General features: G+C 40.0%; 17 protein-coding genes. All 17 read right to left on the bottom strand.

The window, feature by feature from the left end; translation table 11 throughout:
* Window positions 1-72: 72 nt before the first annotated feature.
* The 17 genes from AC59HC_RS06220 to AC59HC_RS06140 all read right to left on the bottom strand — a co-directional run bounded on the left by AC59HC_RS06220 (window position 73) and on the right by AC59HC_RS06140 (window position 18129).
* Window positions 73-4524 carry a helicase-like domain-containing protein gene (locus AC59HC_RS06220; protein WP_496558250.1) on the bottom strand — a complete coding sequence of 1484 codons (4452 nt, stop codon included), beginning with the start codon at window positions 4522-4524 and terminating at the stop codon, window positions 73-75.
* Window positions 4464-4796, bottom strand: coding sequence for a hypothetical protein (locus tag AC59HC_RS06215; protein WP_496558249.1), 333 nt, complete (start codon window positions 4794-4796; stop codon window positions 4464-4466). The genes AC59HC_RS06220 and AC59HC_RS06215 overlap by 61 nt, the downstream gene beginning before the upstream one ends.
* A 58-nt stretch (window positions 4797-4854) precedes the next feature.
* Window positions 4855-5211 (bottom strand): toprim domain-containing protein, encoded by a 357-nt coding sequence (locus tag AC59HC_RS06210; RefSeq protein WP_496558248.1) that lies wholly within the window; start codon window positions 5209-5211, stop codon window positions 4855-4857.
* Window positions 5204-5887 (bottom strand): hypothetical protein, encoded by a 684-nt coding sequence (locus AC59HC_RS06205; RefSeq protein WP_496558247.1) that lies wholly within the window; start codon window positions 5885-5887, stop codon window positions 5204-5206. The genes AC59HC_RS06210 and AC59HC_RS06205 overlap by 8 nt, the downstream gene beginning before the upstream one ends.
* A 65-nt stretch (window positions 5888-5952) precedes the next feature.
* Window positions 5953-7470 (bottom strand): hypothetical protein, encoded by a 1518-nt coding sequence (locus AC59HC_RS06200; protein ID WP_496558246.1) that lies wholly within the window; start codon window positions 7468-7470, stop codon window positions 5953-5955.
* Window positions 7470-8003, bottom strand: a complete 534-nt coding sequence (locus tag AC59HC_RS06195) for a tRNA (adenine-N(6)-)-methyltransferase (protein WP_343658783.1) — start codon at window positions 8001-8003, stop codon at window positions 7470-7472. Before AC59HC_RS06195 ends, AC59HC_RS06200 begins: the two co-directional genes overlap by 1 nt.
* A 20-nt stretch (window positions 8004-8023) precedes the next feature.
* Window positions 8024-8725, bottom strand: coding sequence for a hypothetical protein (locus tag AC59HC_RS06190; RefSeq protein ID WP_496558245.1), 702 nt, complete (start codon window positions 8723-8725; stop codon window positions 8024-8026).
* An 11-nt stretch (window positions 8726-8736) separates the two neighbouring features.
* A complete protein-coding gene (locus AC59HC_RS06185; protein ID WP_496558244.1) occupies window positions 8737-9579 on the bottom strand; it encodes a M23 family metallopeptidase in 843 nt (280 codons plus the stop codon).
* Window positions 9576-11570 (bottom strand): type IV secretion system DNA-binding domain-containing protein, encoded by a 1995-nt coding sequence (locus tag AC59HC_RS06180; protein WP_496558243.1) that lies wholly within the window; start codon window positions 11568-11570, stop codon window positions 9576-9578. The genes AC59HC_RS06185 and AC59HC_RS06180 overlap by 4 nt, the downstream gene beginning before the upstream one ends.
* 43 nt (window positions 11571-11613) lie before the next feature.
* On the bottom strand, window positions 11614-12480 hold the full coding sequence (gene traN, locus AC59HC_RS06175; RefSeq protein ID WP_496558276.1) for a conjugative transposon protein TraN: 867 nt from the start codon (window positions 12478-12480) through the stop codon (window positions 11614-11616).
* Window positions 12481-12484: 4 nt separating this feature from the next.
* Window positions 12485-13687, bottom strand: a complete 1203-nt coding sequence (traM, locus tag AC59HC_RS06170; RefSeq protein WP_496558242.1) for a conjugative transposon protein TraM — start codon at window positions 13685-13687, stop codon at window positions 12485-12487.
* A 31-nt stretch (window positions 13688-13718) separates the two neighbouring features.
* Window positions 13719-14072, bottom strand: coding sequence for a hypothetical protein (locus AC59HC_RS06165; RefSeq protein ID WP_496558241.1), 354 nt, complete (start codon window positions 14070-14072; stop codon window positions 13719-13721).
* A 1-nt stretch (window position 14073) separates the two neighbouring features.
* A complete protein-coding gene (gene traK, locus AC59HC_RS06160) occupies window positions 14074-14688 on the bottom strand; it encodes a conjugative transposon protein TraK (protein WP_496558240.1) in 615 nt (204 codons plus the stop codon).
* A gap of 3 nt (window positions 14689-14691) precedes the next feature.
* Window positions 14692-15936 (bottom strand): TraJ family protein, encoded by a 1245-nt coding sequence (locus tag AC59HC_RS06155; RefSeq protein WP_496558239.1) that lies wholly within the window; start codon window positions 15934-15936, stop codon window positions 14692-14694.
* Window positions 15937-15938: 2 nt separating this feature from the next.
* Window positions 15939-16769, bottom strand: coding sequence for a hypothetical protein (locus AC59HC_RS06150; RefSeq protein WP_496558238.1), 831 nt, complete (start codon window positions 16767-16769; stop codon window positions 15939-15941).
* 5 nt (window positions 16770-16774) lie between these two features.
* Window positions 16775-17440: a hypothetical protein gene (locus AC59HC_RS06145; protein ID WP_142726032.1), complete on the bottom strand. Its 666-nt coding sequence runs from the start codon at window positions 17438-17440 to the stop codon at window positions 16775-16777.
* Between the two features lie 2 nt (window positions 17441-17442).
* Complete coding sequence (locus tag AC59HC_RS06140; RefSeq protein ID WP_496558237.1) at window positions 17443-18129, bottom strand: hypothetical protein; 687 nt, start codon at window positions 18127-18129, stop codon at window positions 17443-17445.
* Window positions 18130-18132 lie beyond the last annotated feature (3 nt).

Below are 18132 nucleotides of genomic sequence, written 5' to 3'. Positions count from 1 at the left end.
AGCAATAATTATCATTATTGTATTACAAATATATAAAATTATAAGCGATCCAATCAGTTAAGGTAAGATATATTATCTTTTTCTTTTCATTTCGATTTGTACATTAGTTTCATTTTGATATTTCATTCCAGACGTCAAACTTTTTTCAACAAAATCTGTTGTGAATATAGATCTGAATAAATATTTATTTTCATCTGCTCGCTCTTGTATAATATTAAATGCTTTATAAGTTTTCATTTGTTCATCTTTCTCCTGCTTATATTGCAGAATCAGCTGTATTTTGGTTTCTGAAAGTTGTTCTAATCTTTTATCCAGTTCAGCAATTTTCGCTTCTGTATCCTGTGTCTGTCTTTCGATTTCATTCACATTAACACCTTTCATTGCCAAATCTTCTATTGCTTGAGAGACCAATATCTTTGCCGCATCAATGGTTTTTTGATAATTGGGAATCTGACCTGACCAGTACTCCGCATTCTCTCCTTCTTCTTTAGCATAACCCTCAATTCTTTTATAGCTCTGCTGTGCTTTAACTACCTCCTGCTGAACCTTTAAGAAACCCTCGTATTTTCTCAATATAAAAGCAGAATCTGCCAAATGCTTATTTTTTTCACTTTCAATTCTTTTTTTCAACAACTCGATTTCGATATTAGCCCTAGTTTCCGGATTTGTAATGATCGAGGTCTTTAGTTCCTGCGTACTGATATCGGATATGTCCAGTACATCCGCTCCTTTCTTCATCGCTTCCAGGTATCTCGCCTGTTTCGATTGTAACTTTTGCAGCATAAATACATCAATACTGTCATTGGTGAGCATAAAGTTTATCCTGACGTTTTCGTGCTTATTTCCCTGCCGCCAGGCACGACCTTCCACCTGTCTCAATGTTGTAAAGTTGTATGGCAGTGAAAGAAGGTACAAATCTGTAGTATTCTCCTGGAGGTTCATTCCCTCCTGAATGGCTTCACTGCCGATAATGATTTTAATTTCCCCGGAATTAAAGTTGTTTTGAATGGATATCCTTTGAGCCTTGGATGTTGCACCAGTGATGATCCCAATTTCATTAGGATTGTAACCAATGTTTGTCACAAGGTATTCTTTGATCCTTGGAAATTCCGAAACAGCTAATTCGGAATAAATAATCTGCCCTGCTTCCGGGATGTCTTTTTTATTCTGCCTAATGAGGTTCATCGTCTCGTTCAGCTTCGGGGAGTTCTCAATAAATTCATCTAAGGATGGAAACTCCCCGTCGTAATAAGGCGACAAATACGGAGAAATAGCAATTAACCTTGCATTTAGAATATGGGTGAGAATTGCCCCTTTCTCTGTTTCGCTGAAGTTTTCCGTCAATACATCATATTGCTCGCGCGTCAGATCATTTTGCTCAATCTTGAACTCTTTGTTGATCTTATTAGGACGGATGAGTTGAGGATTATCCTCTTCGCCTTTGATGTCAATAAATTCTGATAATAGCTGCTGAAACAGAGAATTGTTCTTGAACCGACGAACATTGGCTTTGAACTTCACATCCCCTTTCGCATCAATTTCCATATCTGTATCCGCTTCCATAAAAGTCTCAAAGAATGTATTGACATTGAAATAGCCGGATTCTTCCAGCCGTTTATTGGCGATCAGGGACAATATGGAATAATATTCCAGCGGTTTGTTGGTGAATGGTGTTGCGGAAAGCAGGGTAACATTTCTACCGTCATATTTTTTCTGAATGTACTGCGCCGCCATCCAGGTATTGATTCCCAGCTTGGATGTCTGTTGATTCTGGCTTCTGAAATCTGAAGAAAATCTTCGGTCTTCAATTCTGACCTTACCCACAATATGATTGGCATTATGCACTTCGTCAAAGGTCATATGGTCAAAACCGAAATCTTCCCAGTCGTAGATTTTACCACGCTTCATTTTACCCTCCAACTCTTTGGTTTTTTCCAAATCTTTCTGGAAGTCCCTTTCACTGATGGAGTTCACGCTGCGCAGTTCGCTTTCGGAGATGTAAGAGAACTTTGCGGCCAGATCCTGGGTAATATTTTCAGAAAAACCAATGTTATTAAATCCTTCATAGGTAACAATGGTAATTTCTCCATCCTTGTTGTCGAATTTTGAAAGGTCATAATCTTTGCCCAAATTGCCCAGCACATTGACTTTAGCATCGGGAATGGTTTCAAAGATGGTTTCTACCCACTGCCTGAGGATACTGTCATTGGGAACGACAACCAGTGGCCTCTTGGAATTTCCCCGCTCCATTGCTTCGTGCATTGAGAGGATTCCGGATAAGGTTTTTCCGAAGCCGACCTCGTGCGCCAGCAAGCCGACACCTTTCGTCGTCAGTCTTCCGATTCCCGCTTTCTGAACCTCGGTTAATCTTAACTCCTGTCCTTTGAAATTTCTATAAATTTTAGAGAACAGCGGAAACCTGGAATAATCCGGAACATGGATATTGTTGTACTTTCTGTTAAAGTCGTTAACAAAACGTTCCCGGAGTTCAACCGATAATTCTTCTCGGATAAATTTTTGAAAAAGATCACTGGCAGCGGCCTTTCTCCTGTCACGAACCAAGGCATTTCTTTCTTTATCACTTCCCGTCACGGTCTCATTATCCACAAACTGTCGGACCTCCCAGGCTGAAGAACCCTGAAAGGCATCACTCGATAAAGTCCCCACAAAATCTTTGAATTTTTCAGCCAGGTTATAATCAACTAGAACGACTTCGCTTAGTTTTGTGTTATAGTTGTACCTTTCTTTTTCCACTTGCCCCAATGCGAACTTATGAACGAACTCGTGGTTAGGACTTATAAAAATTTCATCAAAAGTTTTTGGTTTGGGAAGCGCATTAAGAAGGAGATTCAGCTGCTTGTTATATTGTTCTTCAGTTCCCCCGACAGCAAATTTATCCTTAAAATCTATTTCGAGCTGTTCCAGCTTGGCATATATATTTCCCTCCGTATAATAAAAGTCGTGTACCCATCTTCCATCTATAAAATTGGCAAATTCGTAATGTTTCCCGTAGTTGTTCAAGGTGCCATTATAAGACGTATCCCGAAATGCTTCTATCTGCGGTTCTAAAATACCTGAACTATTCTGTAGCGAAGAGTTGACAATATCATCAGGTTTGGAGAACCGATATTTTAAAATTCCTTTTTTAAGCTCCGGTTTGACCAGAAGCCTGTACTCACTATTTTTACCTTTGTGAGTAAGGATAATCTTTTCTGCTTTTTCCAGAATTTCATCGATTCTGTCTTTTGAAAATTTCTTCGGTTTATCTGATATCTCGGCCTGAAGCTTTTTGTATTTATTAATTTCTTTAAGAACCGAAGGTGATTTGAATTTAATGGCCTTCAGCATTATGAGCACCGTTTCAATTTTTTCCCGTGCTTCCTTATAATTAACCGCATTACTTTCTTTCCCATCAATTTTATCCCTTTCGTTTTTAGCCAAAGCTTTCGGTTGTAACGATGACGTTTTATTTGTGGCCAATGATTCTTCAATTTCAAGAGACAAATCTTCAAAAAGATTTCCTATCCTTTCAGTTTCTTTCCTGTTTTTTAATTGTTCGATCTTATGCAGGGCTTCATCTAAATTGCCGTATACATATTTTTCCAAACGTCCGAAACGATTGGTTTTTTCCTTTATTTCACCAAGAATTTTCGTAGGATTGATCTCAAAATAGTTGGAGATGTCCGTTGAAATATTACGGCTGCTTTTTTCCAGAATGATGATATCGGTTCCGATTTTCGTCCCGGCAAAAGAGCCGACCGGCAAACGGAAAGCTTCAGCAAGCACAGCATTGTCAAGATTTTTCTGCCGGTTCAGCCAGCCGGACGGAAGGACCATCGCCAGGATTCCATCGTCTTTCAAAACATCCAGGCTACGCTTGACAAAATAATCTTCGTACTTTGATAATTTTGGTTCTTCTCCCAAACCTTTATAAAAACCACGATGCTCCCCGTAAGGCGGGTTTCCGATGACAAGGTCATATTTTTCAGAATAATTCTTTTTAATACCTTTATCGTCGATGAACTCAGTTTCAAAAGAGCGGAGATTGACCTCGACGTCAGGATATAAGATCTTAGCAATTTTTGCAGTCGTATCATTGATCTCAAATGCCGTTATAATAGACTTTATTCCAAGTTCTTTTGCGGCGGACAGAAAATTACCTGTACCTGCACTGGGTTCCAAAACCGAAATATCATTATTGCCTTTAAATCGGTCTTTGATAAGATTTCGGACAGCACCCACAATTCTGGGATCGGTATAGTATTCATCTAAAATCCCTCTGCCTTCCTTTGCCATTCCGCCACTCCTGAACTGATCGCAGATGTTTTTCAGATCATCTGAGATGTTAAGATCTTCCTTAAGAACTATCTTGTTATCACCTGAAACAAAACAAGCTGCTGAAACGACTTCTGCAACTTGCTCGTTGGTCAGCTTGTGACCTTTATATTGTTCGATAAGGTTTTCTACATCGGAAACCGCTCTTCCCCGATCGGATCTATTTCCCCGGGGTAAGATTCTGCCCACGGAATGTTTTCCTCCCTCATTCTTTTCATCATCTTGCGGTTGTGCTCTGTCATAGGGTCTTTTTCCTCGCTCTCCAGTTCCCAAATTGCTCCGTTCTGCTCCTTCAGGTCCATTTCGAACATCGTTGCCGCCCATAGCTTGTCCTCTATCGTAATCTCTGTGTTGTTTGGATTGGCTTCTCTGGAAAGGGTCTCCAGAACTTCGTTCAGAAAATCCTGGTCCCAAGTACTGAGTGTCGGAAAATCGATTTTGTCCAGGTGTAGTGTCTTCATCTTCCGGATATTTTTGCTGGTCTAAATTACTATTTTTATTGAGATGATTTAGTTTGTTCTAAAGATATTGGTTGAGATCTTTATTTCCGTTCCTATCTATCTTGTACATTGGCCGGATGTCTTTGATATTCTTTTCCTTAAGATCCATCATAATTTTAAGCGTTATGGCATCGCCTGCTCTGTTTCCTTCAAGACACAGAAACATTTTGCCATTATAATACTGAAAGCGATTGATGAATTTCTTTGTGTTAGTAGCAGAATTTAAGCTAACAATGGTCCTGCTATTGTTCTGTTGGCTTTGCCTAACAAGTTCAAAAAATGAATCCACATCCTCCTTTTTAGAAAAGACAATCAATTCCATTTTATTCCCATCGATAATTGAGATGTCATCTGCGTTGTATAACGGGTCACTCATCTTTTCTGCTTTTTACGAAATGATTAAACTCAAATAATTCCTTAGCCAGTTGATCCCAGTTTTTTCTGGGAATCAATTGAAGGGTAACGAAAATGTCATCTTTCTTATTGTAGGAGTCAATACGTTCCAGTCTGCCTTGATAATCGGTTTCAGCGTGTTTATATAGAGAATAAGGAAGAATAGTATCTGTGGGGAAGATATAAAACCGGTTATAGTTCCAGGGCGAATTGATTTCGAAGCGTTTGAATTGTTTTCCAAACAGAACGGTATCGGAAAGATTTTTTCTGTTCCTGTAATTGGGAATCAATTCCTTTGAAAAGACGGCACCTTCACGCTTCGCCCACACCAATAGTGGCTTTTGTTTTAGAACAATATCAGAAAGCAGGAAGGTTTTCCTTTGGAAACCCAATGGATAGCAAAGAGAATCGGTCATATAGTAAAGCTGCTTGTTCATTTCCGGGAAGCTTCGGTCGGGAATGATCTCGATCAACTCATCTCCGGAATAGCTTATTTTAGAAATATGGAAACTCTGCATCTGCTCCAATCCTTTAGAAGCGTTGAAATATACATTTGAAACGAGATCGATCCCCCCTTTTTCGGATTTGATTTCCTTATTGCAGGAACTTAAACCGAAAGTCATTGCAAAGGATAATAATGTGAATTTTAATTTCATCATGTTGGTTTTTAAGAAAAGCGGTAAATCGTTAGACCTACCGCCTTGGAATAATAGTCAGGTAAAATTTATCGTTTGATACTCTGTTCTTTCACGTTATTTTTTTCGTGCTTGTTATCCTGTTCCAGCCCTTCCAATGGTTTATTGCTGTTCAGCCTGTTCATCTCGTTGTCATAGAGTTTAAGGTTTCTGTTCTGTGGGTCCAGAACTGCTCTTCCTTCGATAATGGAATCGTCCTGTTTAAATTTTACTTTAACGATATTTCCTTTTTCCAAAGATTTTATAGCATTATCCTTCCATTCTGGTTTATCGAAGACCAAATTTGCTTTCTCAACGATCTTATCCGTGTCGACACCGTAATTTTTGTAGAAGTTTTGAAACATATAGTTTCCTTTTTCTGTTTTAGGCTCATTGAAATCAAATTGCGCAAAGGCATTTTCCCGCTGCCCGCTTTTCGGATTATCGAATTCAATCTTTACACTGCGTCCTTCCAGAAGATTGATGGCCTCTTTTGCGGTAAAACTGTTATCCCTGCTGACAGGAAAATTATGGGAACGTTCCTCATTTTTTTCATTAGTCAGTTTTGCATTGAATGAATTGAGAAAAACGCCGCCGCTATCGGTTTTGTTGAATTTTAGCGTAAAATCAGCTTTGTTTCCGGGTAAAGCTTTATCGGAACCCGTCTGAATTTCAAAATGTTGCTCTGTAGATTGAAGGCCCTTTTCTAAATCTCTGTGAAGTTGTTCACTTTCGCCGAAGCCAAGATATTTCATCTGGTCTTTCAGGTATTGTACCCTGTCGAATTCTTTTTCTGTTTCCATAATTTGTGGATTTTGATTGTTAAACTTTATATCATTGTTTGTTAGTGTTTTATATGAGGGCAAATTATTTTCATCCAAATAAGTTTTTAATATTTCACCATTATTTAAGACGGTGTAAAACTCACCATATTCGCGTTTTTCCAAATAACCAAACGCCAATGCATATTTATCACTTGGTGTTAAAGAATGACCGTCGAGGATATCAGGGATGGTGTCCATTTGCTTTGCTGTCAGTGAATAATCGCCGTTAGTTGTTCCAAATTCCATTTCTTCCGCAAAAGCCTTTCTTTGGCTCGCTGTAATCATTAAATCTTTCAGTTTATATTCGTTTTCTTTTTTCAAGATTCTGTAATCTAGTAGCCCCTTTATCTCTTCTTCAGATAGTTTTGGATAAAGATTATTTTGTGCCGCTGATTCTTTTAAGGCTTCTTCAGAATCGCTTTTAAATTCATCCAAACTTTTAAAATCACCCATATTTTTCCATTCATTTTTTCCATAAGGTGATCGGTACTCCTGGGTTTGCAGATCATAGCTGTAATAGGAATGACCATCCGGGCTTCTCAAAGAACCGCTTCCATCGTCATAATCATACCACACCCACCCCTCCGGAAGGCCGGACGCAGCAACCAAATTCTCTTTTTCGTCATATCGAAAAAATAATTCAGATGATATGCTTTCCAGTTCATTTATAAAATCTTTATAGGCTGTGGTTCTGGAACTAATCATTCTTTCGAACCAAGATAATTCCTTTCCATTGCGTTTCATTATTTCTTGTGACAGTTATTTATCGTTCGATTAATTTTTTCCATAACTATTTGCTTTGGCAGGAAATTCCAGCAATAATAACTGCTGCTGTAAGTAATCTTATTATTGACGAGTCCATTACATTTAAATTTGATTCTTTGATCGAACATCAGTAATTGTAACTCTTTTTGCATAAAAAGTTGTTTCGGTGCGGCATCATTTAACCAGGTATTGGACATTAACAATGCAAAAGGCTTATTGAAATTCAGACATCTTTCAAAAATTTTTCTTTTATTGGTAAAAGGAGGATTTGATATGATGATATCCCAGCTTTCAGGTTCGTACCTGTAAAAATCCTTACCATCGTCGATATGCGAAAACACAACTTTATTTGTTTTGCTGATTTCTCCTACAAATTCGCTTTTTTGTGTATCAAAGGGGCACCAGACAATAGCATTTTCCGGTATATATCCAAGGATTGGTATTACTGCGTATTTAGGAGTGTGACATTCATCATTATTGCCAGCGGAATATAAAATTTCATGACTTTTCATAATCGTTGATATATAAAAAATTATCTTCCTCTAAGTTTTGCCTTTTGTAACTCTTCTTCCTGTCCTTCATATTCCTCGCTCATTCTGCTAGCCTGGTCGTATAGATCTGAATTGATCACATCAAACAAAATATTAGAATCACCATTCCGAAACCTTTCATCTTCGATGGAGATTCTCGCAACGGCATCGAGTTCCCTGGAAACTATTGTGATATCATTTGAGATTTCTTTAGCAATTTCCGGGTATTGGTCGATTTTGTCATAGATATAATTTTTCAGCTTTTGTAGTTCAGCTTTGTAGCGGTTTAGTTCCTGCAGATTCTTTTGATCGGCTATAATAGCGGTAAGCTCAGTAGCATTTTTAATAAAGTCAAATTCAACTACTTTTCCATTTTGCTTATCAAAAATGAAGGCTTTCTTTTCGATACCCCAATCTTGTTGAGATTTTGAAAGATCTTTAATGTCCGTATACTGGAATTTTTCTTTGCTTTGTTCAAGAATTTCTGTAAGGTTCTTGTCCCTCTCAAGAAATATGACTTTCAGCTGGGTGTTATTATCAGTAAGTTGGAAGGTTGCCCTGTTTCTCTCATTATCTGCAACAATTGTATAACCCTGAAGAAATTTCTTAATATCGTCAGAACTTAATTTTTTGGAAAAAGTTAGATCATCATTAATAATTCCATAGTTTTTCAAATCTTCTGTAGGTAAATTTTGATGTTTCATAATTGTATTTTTTATTTTTGGAAATAAGAAGTTGGTTCGTTACCATAAGATGCTATTAGCAAATGATTCGCTCTGATCAGGTCATTAAGAAAATGCATAGGATCGATAAATTTTTCATTCTTCTTCACCGCAAAGTGCAGGTGAGGTCCGGTAGAGTTCCCGGTATTGCCACTTTTTGCAATGATGTATCCCGTTCTTACCAACTCTCCCACTTTGTAATAGCTTTCTGAAAGATGTAGGTAAGCCGTTTCAAAACGGTTGAAATGTTTTACTTTAATATAATTTCCGCCACCTTTGGGATCCCAGCCACTGGCTGTAACTATCCCGTCCATTACAGCATACACATTCTCAAAGTAGGCTTTAAGGTCAATGCCATTATGCATTCTCACTGTTCCGGTAATGGGATGTATTCTTTTTCCGTAGGAAGAAGATATTTTAAAAGCATTGCTCAAGGGCATTGCGATCTTTGAGAACTTTACTTGATCATTCATATTCTCAAAGTCTCTCTTTTGTTGATGGATAAGTCGTCGGCTCTGTAAGTCTAAAATCAGTGAATCCTTAACTTCTTTCACATCCCATTTTTTGTCTTTTTTATCTGAATTCTCCATAATCCATCTTTTCAAAGAGTCCAATTCTTTTTTCAGCTCAGCTTTGGATGTCGCATTAAAAATGTCTTTCCAGAATTTTTTATCCGTTTTCTTTTTAAGATCCTTGGCCTCTTCAGTTTTTTCCAAGATTCGAACGTTTTCTGTTTTCTTTGGCATTGCAGGTGTAAGCGTATTAAATTGTCCATAAAGCGACGAATGAAAAGAAAAGAGCAATCCGATCAGAAAGTATGTTTTAAGTGACTTCATGATGCTGATTTTATAAATTCATTCACAATGAGTTCGACTTCCTTGTTGATCTTCCGGAAATTGCTCATCAGTATTTCTTCTTTTCGGTTAATTCCCCGTTTGTCAATAAATGAATAATAGACCGGCATCTGAGGGTATTGCTTCTCTTCTTCCTTTAGGACTTTCATATCCAAATTGATCTTTCCATGAATTGCAGATGTTTTATATTCATCTGCGTCGTTTTCTTCTCCTTGTGCAATCATTCCAACCATTTCACCTGTCCTCAATGCTGCTATTTTTCCAGCCGGGATCATATAATCCATTTTTTCATTGATGCTCGTTGTCGTTCCTTGCTGTGATATGGATTGGGAATAGGATTTCTGCTTGATCTTTCCGAACAGTTTTTCCAGCCATTCTAGTGTATTTTTATCCCTTGCCGAACCGGAAAGAATATTTCCGACAATGGCAGAAATGGTATCTGCCACCTCCTTTTTATAAAACTGCCGAAGCTGAGGAATCTCCTGAAGGCCAAGCAACACGGCAACCTTGTTGCTCCTTGCTGTGGCGACTACATTGTCAATCTTATGGATATAAATAGTTGGAAACTCATCCGCAATAATACCACCCGGCAGATTGTGCTTGGAATTGATCAGTCGTAGGGTTCGGTTTAACACGGACGAATACAAAGCTGAATTAATATCCTGTGTTCCCGGATCTGAGGCTAAGATCAGGATTGACGGATTTTCCCTGTCGGTAATCTTTAGTTCAACTTCATTGCCGGAAAACACCCAGAAACTTTCTTTGGTTGCTAACCTGGACAGAAATATCTTTAATGTTCCGATCTGCCCTTCCAATTGGTCAAAAGCTCTGTTGTCATAGGCCGTTTTGAATGGTGATAGAAGGGAGCCTATCTCCTCATTAGTAAACAACGTATCAAAGATCTCCTGGTAGCTACGGTTCATAAAGGAAAGGATATGCGGCAGGTCTGAGTATTTTCCGTTTTCCAGGGTGGCAAAGAAGTAGATACAGGATGAGAGGAAGTTGATTGCGGATTGGGTAAAGAACGCATCCGATCCTCCCCCTGAACTACTTCCGCCTTTCTGTAGTGAGGATACCATCGATTCCGCCATTTCCTGTGCTTCTGCTAGTGTTTGGACATACTTTTTATGAAAGGGATTGACCCGCTTTGATCTTTCAACCTCATTGAGGTTGATCACATAGAAGCTGTAATTATATTCAGACGCTTTACTTTTTTTCAGTAGATAATGATAATAGGCGATCTGCGCCAAATCCGGAAACTTAAAATCATAAATGCATAAACAGAAGCCTTTTGCGATCATCTGGCGGATAGCCGGATTGATTACACCGAATGATTTTCCGCTTCCAGGCGTTCCGATCACCGTTGTTCCTCGGAAGGGATTGATGTTGATCCATCCTTTGTTGATCTTGCCATTATAACGAAACAGGTAGGGAATATTAATGCTGGTGTCGGTATTGACAAGCTCTTTGTTCTGGTCAAAGGATTCTTCCTCCACGTTCCATCGGTCTTTCCCCATTTTCTGCTGCATCAGCTTAGAGATGCTGTCTGCACCCATCTGAAGAATTACAGCACCCAGAAAAGAGAGAACCGCATAAATGACCTGGTACAGGTTCATCCCAGGGAAGACTTTTGGAAGTTCCGTGTTTCCAGCCTCATTCTGCCATAATAGGGAACAGAACATCATTACCAGTCCCAGAACCATTGGAACAATGATCTCCTTTGCTACATTAAGGTCTTTCTTTTTCTTAGCCTTCGTGCCGATAGCAACCAACCCGATCAAAAGGAGTGTGGCAAACTTGGCATTAATGGGTGGATAAATAAAGCTCATCTTCGAGAAGTTCTTTAATAGATTGGAGATTACCGGAACTTGAGCATTCAGGTAAAAAAGAGCAGCACAATCCAATGCAACCACACCATAGACTGCCTTTTGCAGGAATCCATAGATCTTTATCTGATGTTGTTGTTCTTGCATTTCTTTTTATTTAAAGTTTAGAAAAATGGAAGCGGAACTTCCGCTAGAAGGTATCTGCTCTAAGGATATCCGAATAGTTCACTTTCATTTCGATGGTCCTTCCTGAAAGCTGTTCCTCGATTAGCCGTATCATCATCACCTTGGAATTCGGATAGGTAAATTTTTTGAACACGTAAATATTTCTGAAGTTTTTTCTGAAGTGCTTTTGAGGGTTCAGCTGGAACACCGGTGTCATTTCAATACTTTGATTGTTGGTTGCTTTATAGATCTTCTTATCCTCAATTGAAAACTTGAGGGCTTCCAGGCCGTAGCTCAGGTGAGACGCATTTTTAAAAGTAAGATCCAGAAAAATGTAATCACCCATCACATATACATTGTTAAGCTGCATACTGAGATTGAGGTTGTTTTCCGTTCTGACCGGCTTTTTATCGGCTTTATTCTCAATAATTCGCAAGGCGAATTGTCTGAGTTCACGGTTGGAGAAGCCCATCTTATCAAACTCGATGGGCTGCATCGCTTCGGGTTGAATATGGATATTGGTAACCGTATTGAGATTGTCCGGGTTTCTGTAGACCGCTTTGTACTGCGCAATGAAAGATTGCCCGACAACCGTGATGATACCCACTGTATCTCCGGTGAAAAAAGGCGCGGACTGTTTCTTTTTATCTTTCTCAGAGCTTGGGTTATCGGTAATTTTAATCCTTGCGATATTGTTGGCTGGAAGATCCCCGGTCAGTTTATCAGTGGAAAGGTCTACATACTGAATCGGTTCCGGTGATATCATATGCAGGTTTATTACTTCCGTGATCTCAAGTTCCGGCAGATCAGAAATGATTTGTTCAGGAGTAGCGGTTTGTGCGGTTAACAAGTTTACTGTAAACAGCATCAGACTGTATAATAAATTTCTCATCATTTTATTTATTTTGCTGGTTTTGTGATTCTTTAAGTTGTTTTTCGTCGATCAGGAATACATAGGAATTGTACTTCAGTTTGGCTTTATTGGTTTTTATCAGATTGGCTATAGATTTTGAAGTGGAAGTGAACAATTTGGAACCGATGCTAGTGAAGAAGCCCTGTCCGCCCATATCCATTTGCGTACCCTGAACCGAATTGCTTCCCATTTCCCGGATCATATCCCGGAACACGCTCTGGGGAACATATAGCCCTTTCATCCCGTCCACATCATAGATGGAGAGGTTAACAGGAAAGATCTCTCCCTTGGTGAATACCGAGACGATCTTCAGATCAACCCTTTGCATAGAGAATCCGGAAATCTGCCCATAGAGAATGGAACCTTTGCTGATCTTTCTGTTTCCGACGAATATATCTTCTAATAAACGGAACCTGATCCTGCTGCCGAGGAACCCTTTATTATTCTCATCAATGACCGCTTTGATAAAGCTGTTTTCCTGTTCTTTATAAAAGGCATTGAAAACATTGTTGATTCCTGATTTGCTGACATTGAATGTTGAGTTCAGAAACTCGTCCATCTTTTCCTTATTGGCTTTGAGCCGTTGTTCTGCCGCCAGTTTGCTTTGGTATTCCGGATCTCTTGCCTTTTCCAGGGAATCCATCACTAGCATCTGTTGCTTCAGATATTTGACCGGGTCAGGTTGGACATTTTGTGTCTTTTCCTTCGGTGTCCCGGCGAAATTGTTTCCCTTATCCCCGTATGATTTCTCATTCAGCATCCGGATAATCTCAGAAGACCTTTTGTAGTCTTTGTCTTCATTTTGCTGCTTTGGATTATAATAGGATGAAGAATTTCCTTTAGCCTGGTATTGATTCTGTCTTGACGATACCGCTTTCAGCGAATCAATTTTTCTCTTTTGAGCCAGTGATAATTGATCGTCATAACTTAACAGGCTGTCCCGTTCCTTATCCAGTCCTTCCAGCATCGTACGGTTGTCATCTTTTTTGAAAAATGCATCATAGGCATCATTCTTATTCAGTATTGAATCCTTCGTTTCTCCCAGTGAAAGGGACAGCTCTTTCGGCTTTTCTTTGGGCTTATCCTCTTTGGTGAACTCCGCACCGACGTAACCGAATAGAAGCAGGAAAGGCAGAGCCAGAAGAGGCAGCACATATTTTTTCTGTTTGAAATTAATTCTCTTCATTGCATTTTAATTTTTATTACATTCTCCGGTACTACCGGCTATTTTTCAACTGCTGGAATCGGTTAAATAGAAACTCTATTCTCAGGCTGTCTTCTTTTTGCAGAGCATTCCGGTCTCTTTTGTCTTTCAGCAATTTCAGCTCGCTGACGATCTTTTCCATTTCCGTGTCCTGAACGGAAGCCGTATTCTGGCTGATCCTACTATTAGAATAAAGAACAGGCGGTTTAATGGTAAAGGTCTTTTGGGAAGGAAAGAAGATTCCCTGTATCAGCGATCCGATAAATGAGACCGAAAGAAAGATCATAGAATAGGTAAAGAACCTTTTCGGAGTTTTTGCCACACGGTCCAACCACTTTTTGCCGGTTTGTTTTATAAAAGCATTCATCTTAATACGAATTTTTGGTTTGATTAGAAAGTTCCTCGTTATCGATGATGCGCCAGTTCTTCAGCAGCACACCATGTGGATTATTGGTGCTTCGGATAATGTCCTCGAAGAATCCTTCAGTAATCAGCTTTCGGGTGATGACCGATGATTTCCTCGTGATCATCTGCTTTCCGAAGAATTGAAATTTTTTTCGATCCATATTGAGCGTGATTGAATCAGCATGGATGCTGACCATTGAGCTGGAAGCAACGATCTGGTTATAAAATCCTTTTTCCCGGAGATTGGTGTATTCCTTTTTCCCGCTGTCGTCAATCAGATAGAGTGACTTCTGAATATTCTCCTTGATATAAGCATCGTCCGGAGCCAGTGTGAAAAAAAGGCGGTGAAACAGTTCAATCTGGGCTTTGTATTCTACCGGGCGGTTCAAAAGGACATCAGTCTGCTTAGCCAACACCGGAACGCCATTATCGAGAATGTAAATGGATCTTCGAGAATCCTGGATTATCCGATAGGAAAAGAAAAATCCGGCAATAACGATGAATACGGCAAAACCAATGGCAGATAGAGAAACGATCTTATTGATTCTAATTCGCTGTTCTATATTTTTTATCAGCATATTTTATTTCTTTTTGTTATTCATTGCACTGTTAACCCTACCTGAAGCGGAACCTGCTGCGGCTGATTTGGCAGCTGACGCCGCTGCAGCAGCTCCGCCTGTTTTCACAGTCAGTACGGCTGTTTTCGCACTGCTTGCCACTTTTCCGGCGGCTTGTTTCATTTTCGTCATAGCACCGGCCCCGCCTGCTGAAACAATACTGTCTGCTATTGTTGGAGTCATCAGAACACCAATACCGGTTACTATATATGCAACACAGGTAAAAAGTCCATTATAGATCATTCCTGAATTACTAACATAGACCATTAAGGCATCAAGGTTGGTAACAGTTCCGTTGGTCAGTAAGCTATCATACCGTTCGATTTCCATCGTGTAGCCTGAGGCGATAAGCTGTTGTCCAATGTTGATGACAGTATAAGCGACAAATGTGTACAGATTAATATTGATGAACTTGGATACCCAGCTGTAAAGCGAGTTTTCAAATCCCGGTACAAGGGCCATTCCAATAGCGATCGGACCTAAAATGATTAGAATGTATGCCCATATTTTCTGGATAAAAAATATCAGGTAAACACAGATCCTCAGAATGGAAAGACAGACAAACTCGATCACTTCAGCAACGAGTTTCTGCATTTGGAACTGCATCCTGATCTGCCATTCCTTGATGGGCTGCAGCAGCTTATCGATCCCGTCGCTGATATCAAACCACGAATCATCTGCATCTTTTGAAGTATTGTTAATCACTTCCTGCTTCGCATCTTCCTCCGCATTAAGCTTAATGACGGCATCCAACAATTGCTGTTGTTTTTTGAATCGCTGAACCCGCAGATCATTGACCTCAGATTCTATATCGCTGAAAATCGCAATGCCGGGTTCCGCAATAGCTTCAAAGGGTGCCTGTATAAGATTGACAAACCCCGTCCAATACACCAAAGTAAAGCCAATCAAAATCGGCTTAAGCATCGGGGTAATTTCCCATTCCCTGTCTCCGGCAGCCATCTGCCAGCCCATATAACCGAGGTACATCAATGCACCCAATCCTCCGATCGCCCTTCCGACCAATGCGGAACCTTGAGCACTGTCCTGAATACTGGTGTCCAGCTTGGTAAAGACCTCCATAAACCACTTTTCAAAAGCGCCATCACCCTTCAGAAACTGAAGCAGATTGCTGTAATCGCCATCGGTTTGTGCAAGGGTGATCACCGGTAGTAATATTGCCAAAAGGCAAAGCGTTAGTTTTTTATTCATCTCTAATATTTGTGTTTATATTGCTGCATCACGTTTTGAACAATTCCTTTGTCTGAGGTAGGTGTCCATTGTGTAGGCAATGCAGTTGGCAAATGGCTGTTCAGGATACTCCTATAATCCAGAAGCAATGTCGTTCGGTTATTGTACCTTCTCAGTTCCTGCACAAATATCCGCCACCGGATCAGCGTTTCGTGGAACATAATGAAGCGTTTTCCTCTCGGCATATCCATCGTCCGGGACCATGTGTATTTCTCTTTTATAAGATCAAGTTCTTCCTGAAGCCGTTTTAATGTTCCCGTACTATTAAGCGTTTCGAAGGTCTGCTGGTCTTTCAGTCGCCATTCCATAAAATTCTGTGGGTTGTCCGGAAATTCCGTTATCGGTTTGAGCATTCGTTTGTAGTACAGTAACCATAGCGGGTCCGCATCGACTGTAGCAGAAGTCCAGTGTGCAAGGTCCTGCACGCTTCTTTTATAGATCGTATCGGATGCAGCCTTGATCTTCTTAACTTCCTCGTCCTGGAATTTCAGCTGTGCGAACCGCAGATTTTGTTCTCCTGTAGATTTTAATGGACGGATATCGTCACCGTCCTTATAGTCCCTGTTGATCTTGGGTGCCCACATTCCCCAAACCGTTGCATAGGCAAAATTGGTCTGGATACCCAGGAAATATTTGGGGTATGGCCGCCAGTCTCCCCAGCTCTCAAAGGTCATACGTTTATGTTGGGCAACAATTGCTGGATCATTCAGTCTTTTGACACTTATTTGTGCTGATGCCAAAATAGCGACACATAGAAAAACCAAAAATGTCCCTTTTTTCAATACTATTTCCATAATTCTTAATTGAAGATGTATTTATATTTGGTGATGATATCTCCGACAATAGCTCTGTCGATATTGATATAATTCCTGAGGATCGGAACCTGGTACAGGTATGGGATCTTTTTGGCGTTTTCAAGTCTCATAATAATGTAGAGGATGTTGCCGTGAATATTCCTCACCCAAGTAAAAACTTTTTCGATCAGCATTTCGCGATCCATGGCATCCATCAGGAAATCATTATCCTCTTTCAGAATATCCTGCGTAACCTCCTGCTGGAGCTTTATGACCTGTTTTCCGATTTCAACATAATATTTGGAGACCAGGGAGGCGTATTCAGGATGCTGCACAGAAAGATCCAGCATCTTGTTAGAATTGCTGACGATCTTTCCCAGATATTGATACAGATAGATCAGCTTTTTGCTTTGGCTAAGTGCGGAATTGACATTCTTCAGCTGCTGGTAGATATACTCCTGAATGGCGATCACCTGCATTGTTTTATTGTTGATCTCGTCGTAAAGTTCTTTCTGCTTTTTGTAAGAATCCAGGAATGCCTGCTCGCTGGCCAGACGTACCCCGTGATTGACCGTGATCTGTGAGAGCAGTTTATCGTTGATTACGATCTGCTGGCTCGTAGCAGGAGTTACACCAAATAGGAATGTTCCAAAGATTATTATTTTCTTCATCGCTAAAAGGATTTAATGTGATTCATAATGTTTTCCACCACCTGGCGGTCCCTGTTGACATAATACTGGAAGGCTCGTTTGTTACGCAGTACCTTGGCTTTGATATCCCGTATTTTTAGAAGCATATGGGTTGAATTTCTACTGAGCGACTTAACCTCGCGCAATGCATAATCCAGTAATACCTTGCGTTCAGATTGTTCCATCTGGTTGATTGCACCGTAAGACAAAATAATTCCGGTGAGTAGCCGTAAGGTCATTTGCAGGTCATCCACAAACTGTACTTGTGCCGGAAGAACAGTAATGATGGAATAAGGCGCTGTATTAATTTCATTGATAATGGCAGTTTGATTATCCGTTATTTTGGTTATTTCCCTGCTCATTGCTATGCCTGCAGGTATTACCTGGATTGCAAATGAGACAACACGCAGCCTGTCCTGGATCTTGGTCACCTTGTCTTTGAAATTCTTCCATTGGGACTCATTGGCCGTTTCCACAGAGGCATTGAGCGTTTGCTTTTGCCGCATCTCTTTTTGCCGGTCGTGTTCTTTCATGGTAGCATTGATCTCAATATCCATCATTGGGAAAGAAACATTTTCCTGTTGCCAGGCCGGTGTAGAACTACCGCCGGATGAAGTCAGCAGGAAATAGGCTGCCACAACGAAGAGAAAAGTGATCAGTTTCTTTTTCATCAC

This window comes from Chryseobacterium sp. DZ-32 (genome assembly GCF_059587025.1).
The sequence above is the reverse complement of the archived record's forward strand: the minus strand, read 5'-3'. Positions and strand labels throughout refer to the sequence as shown.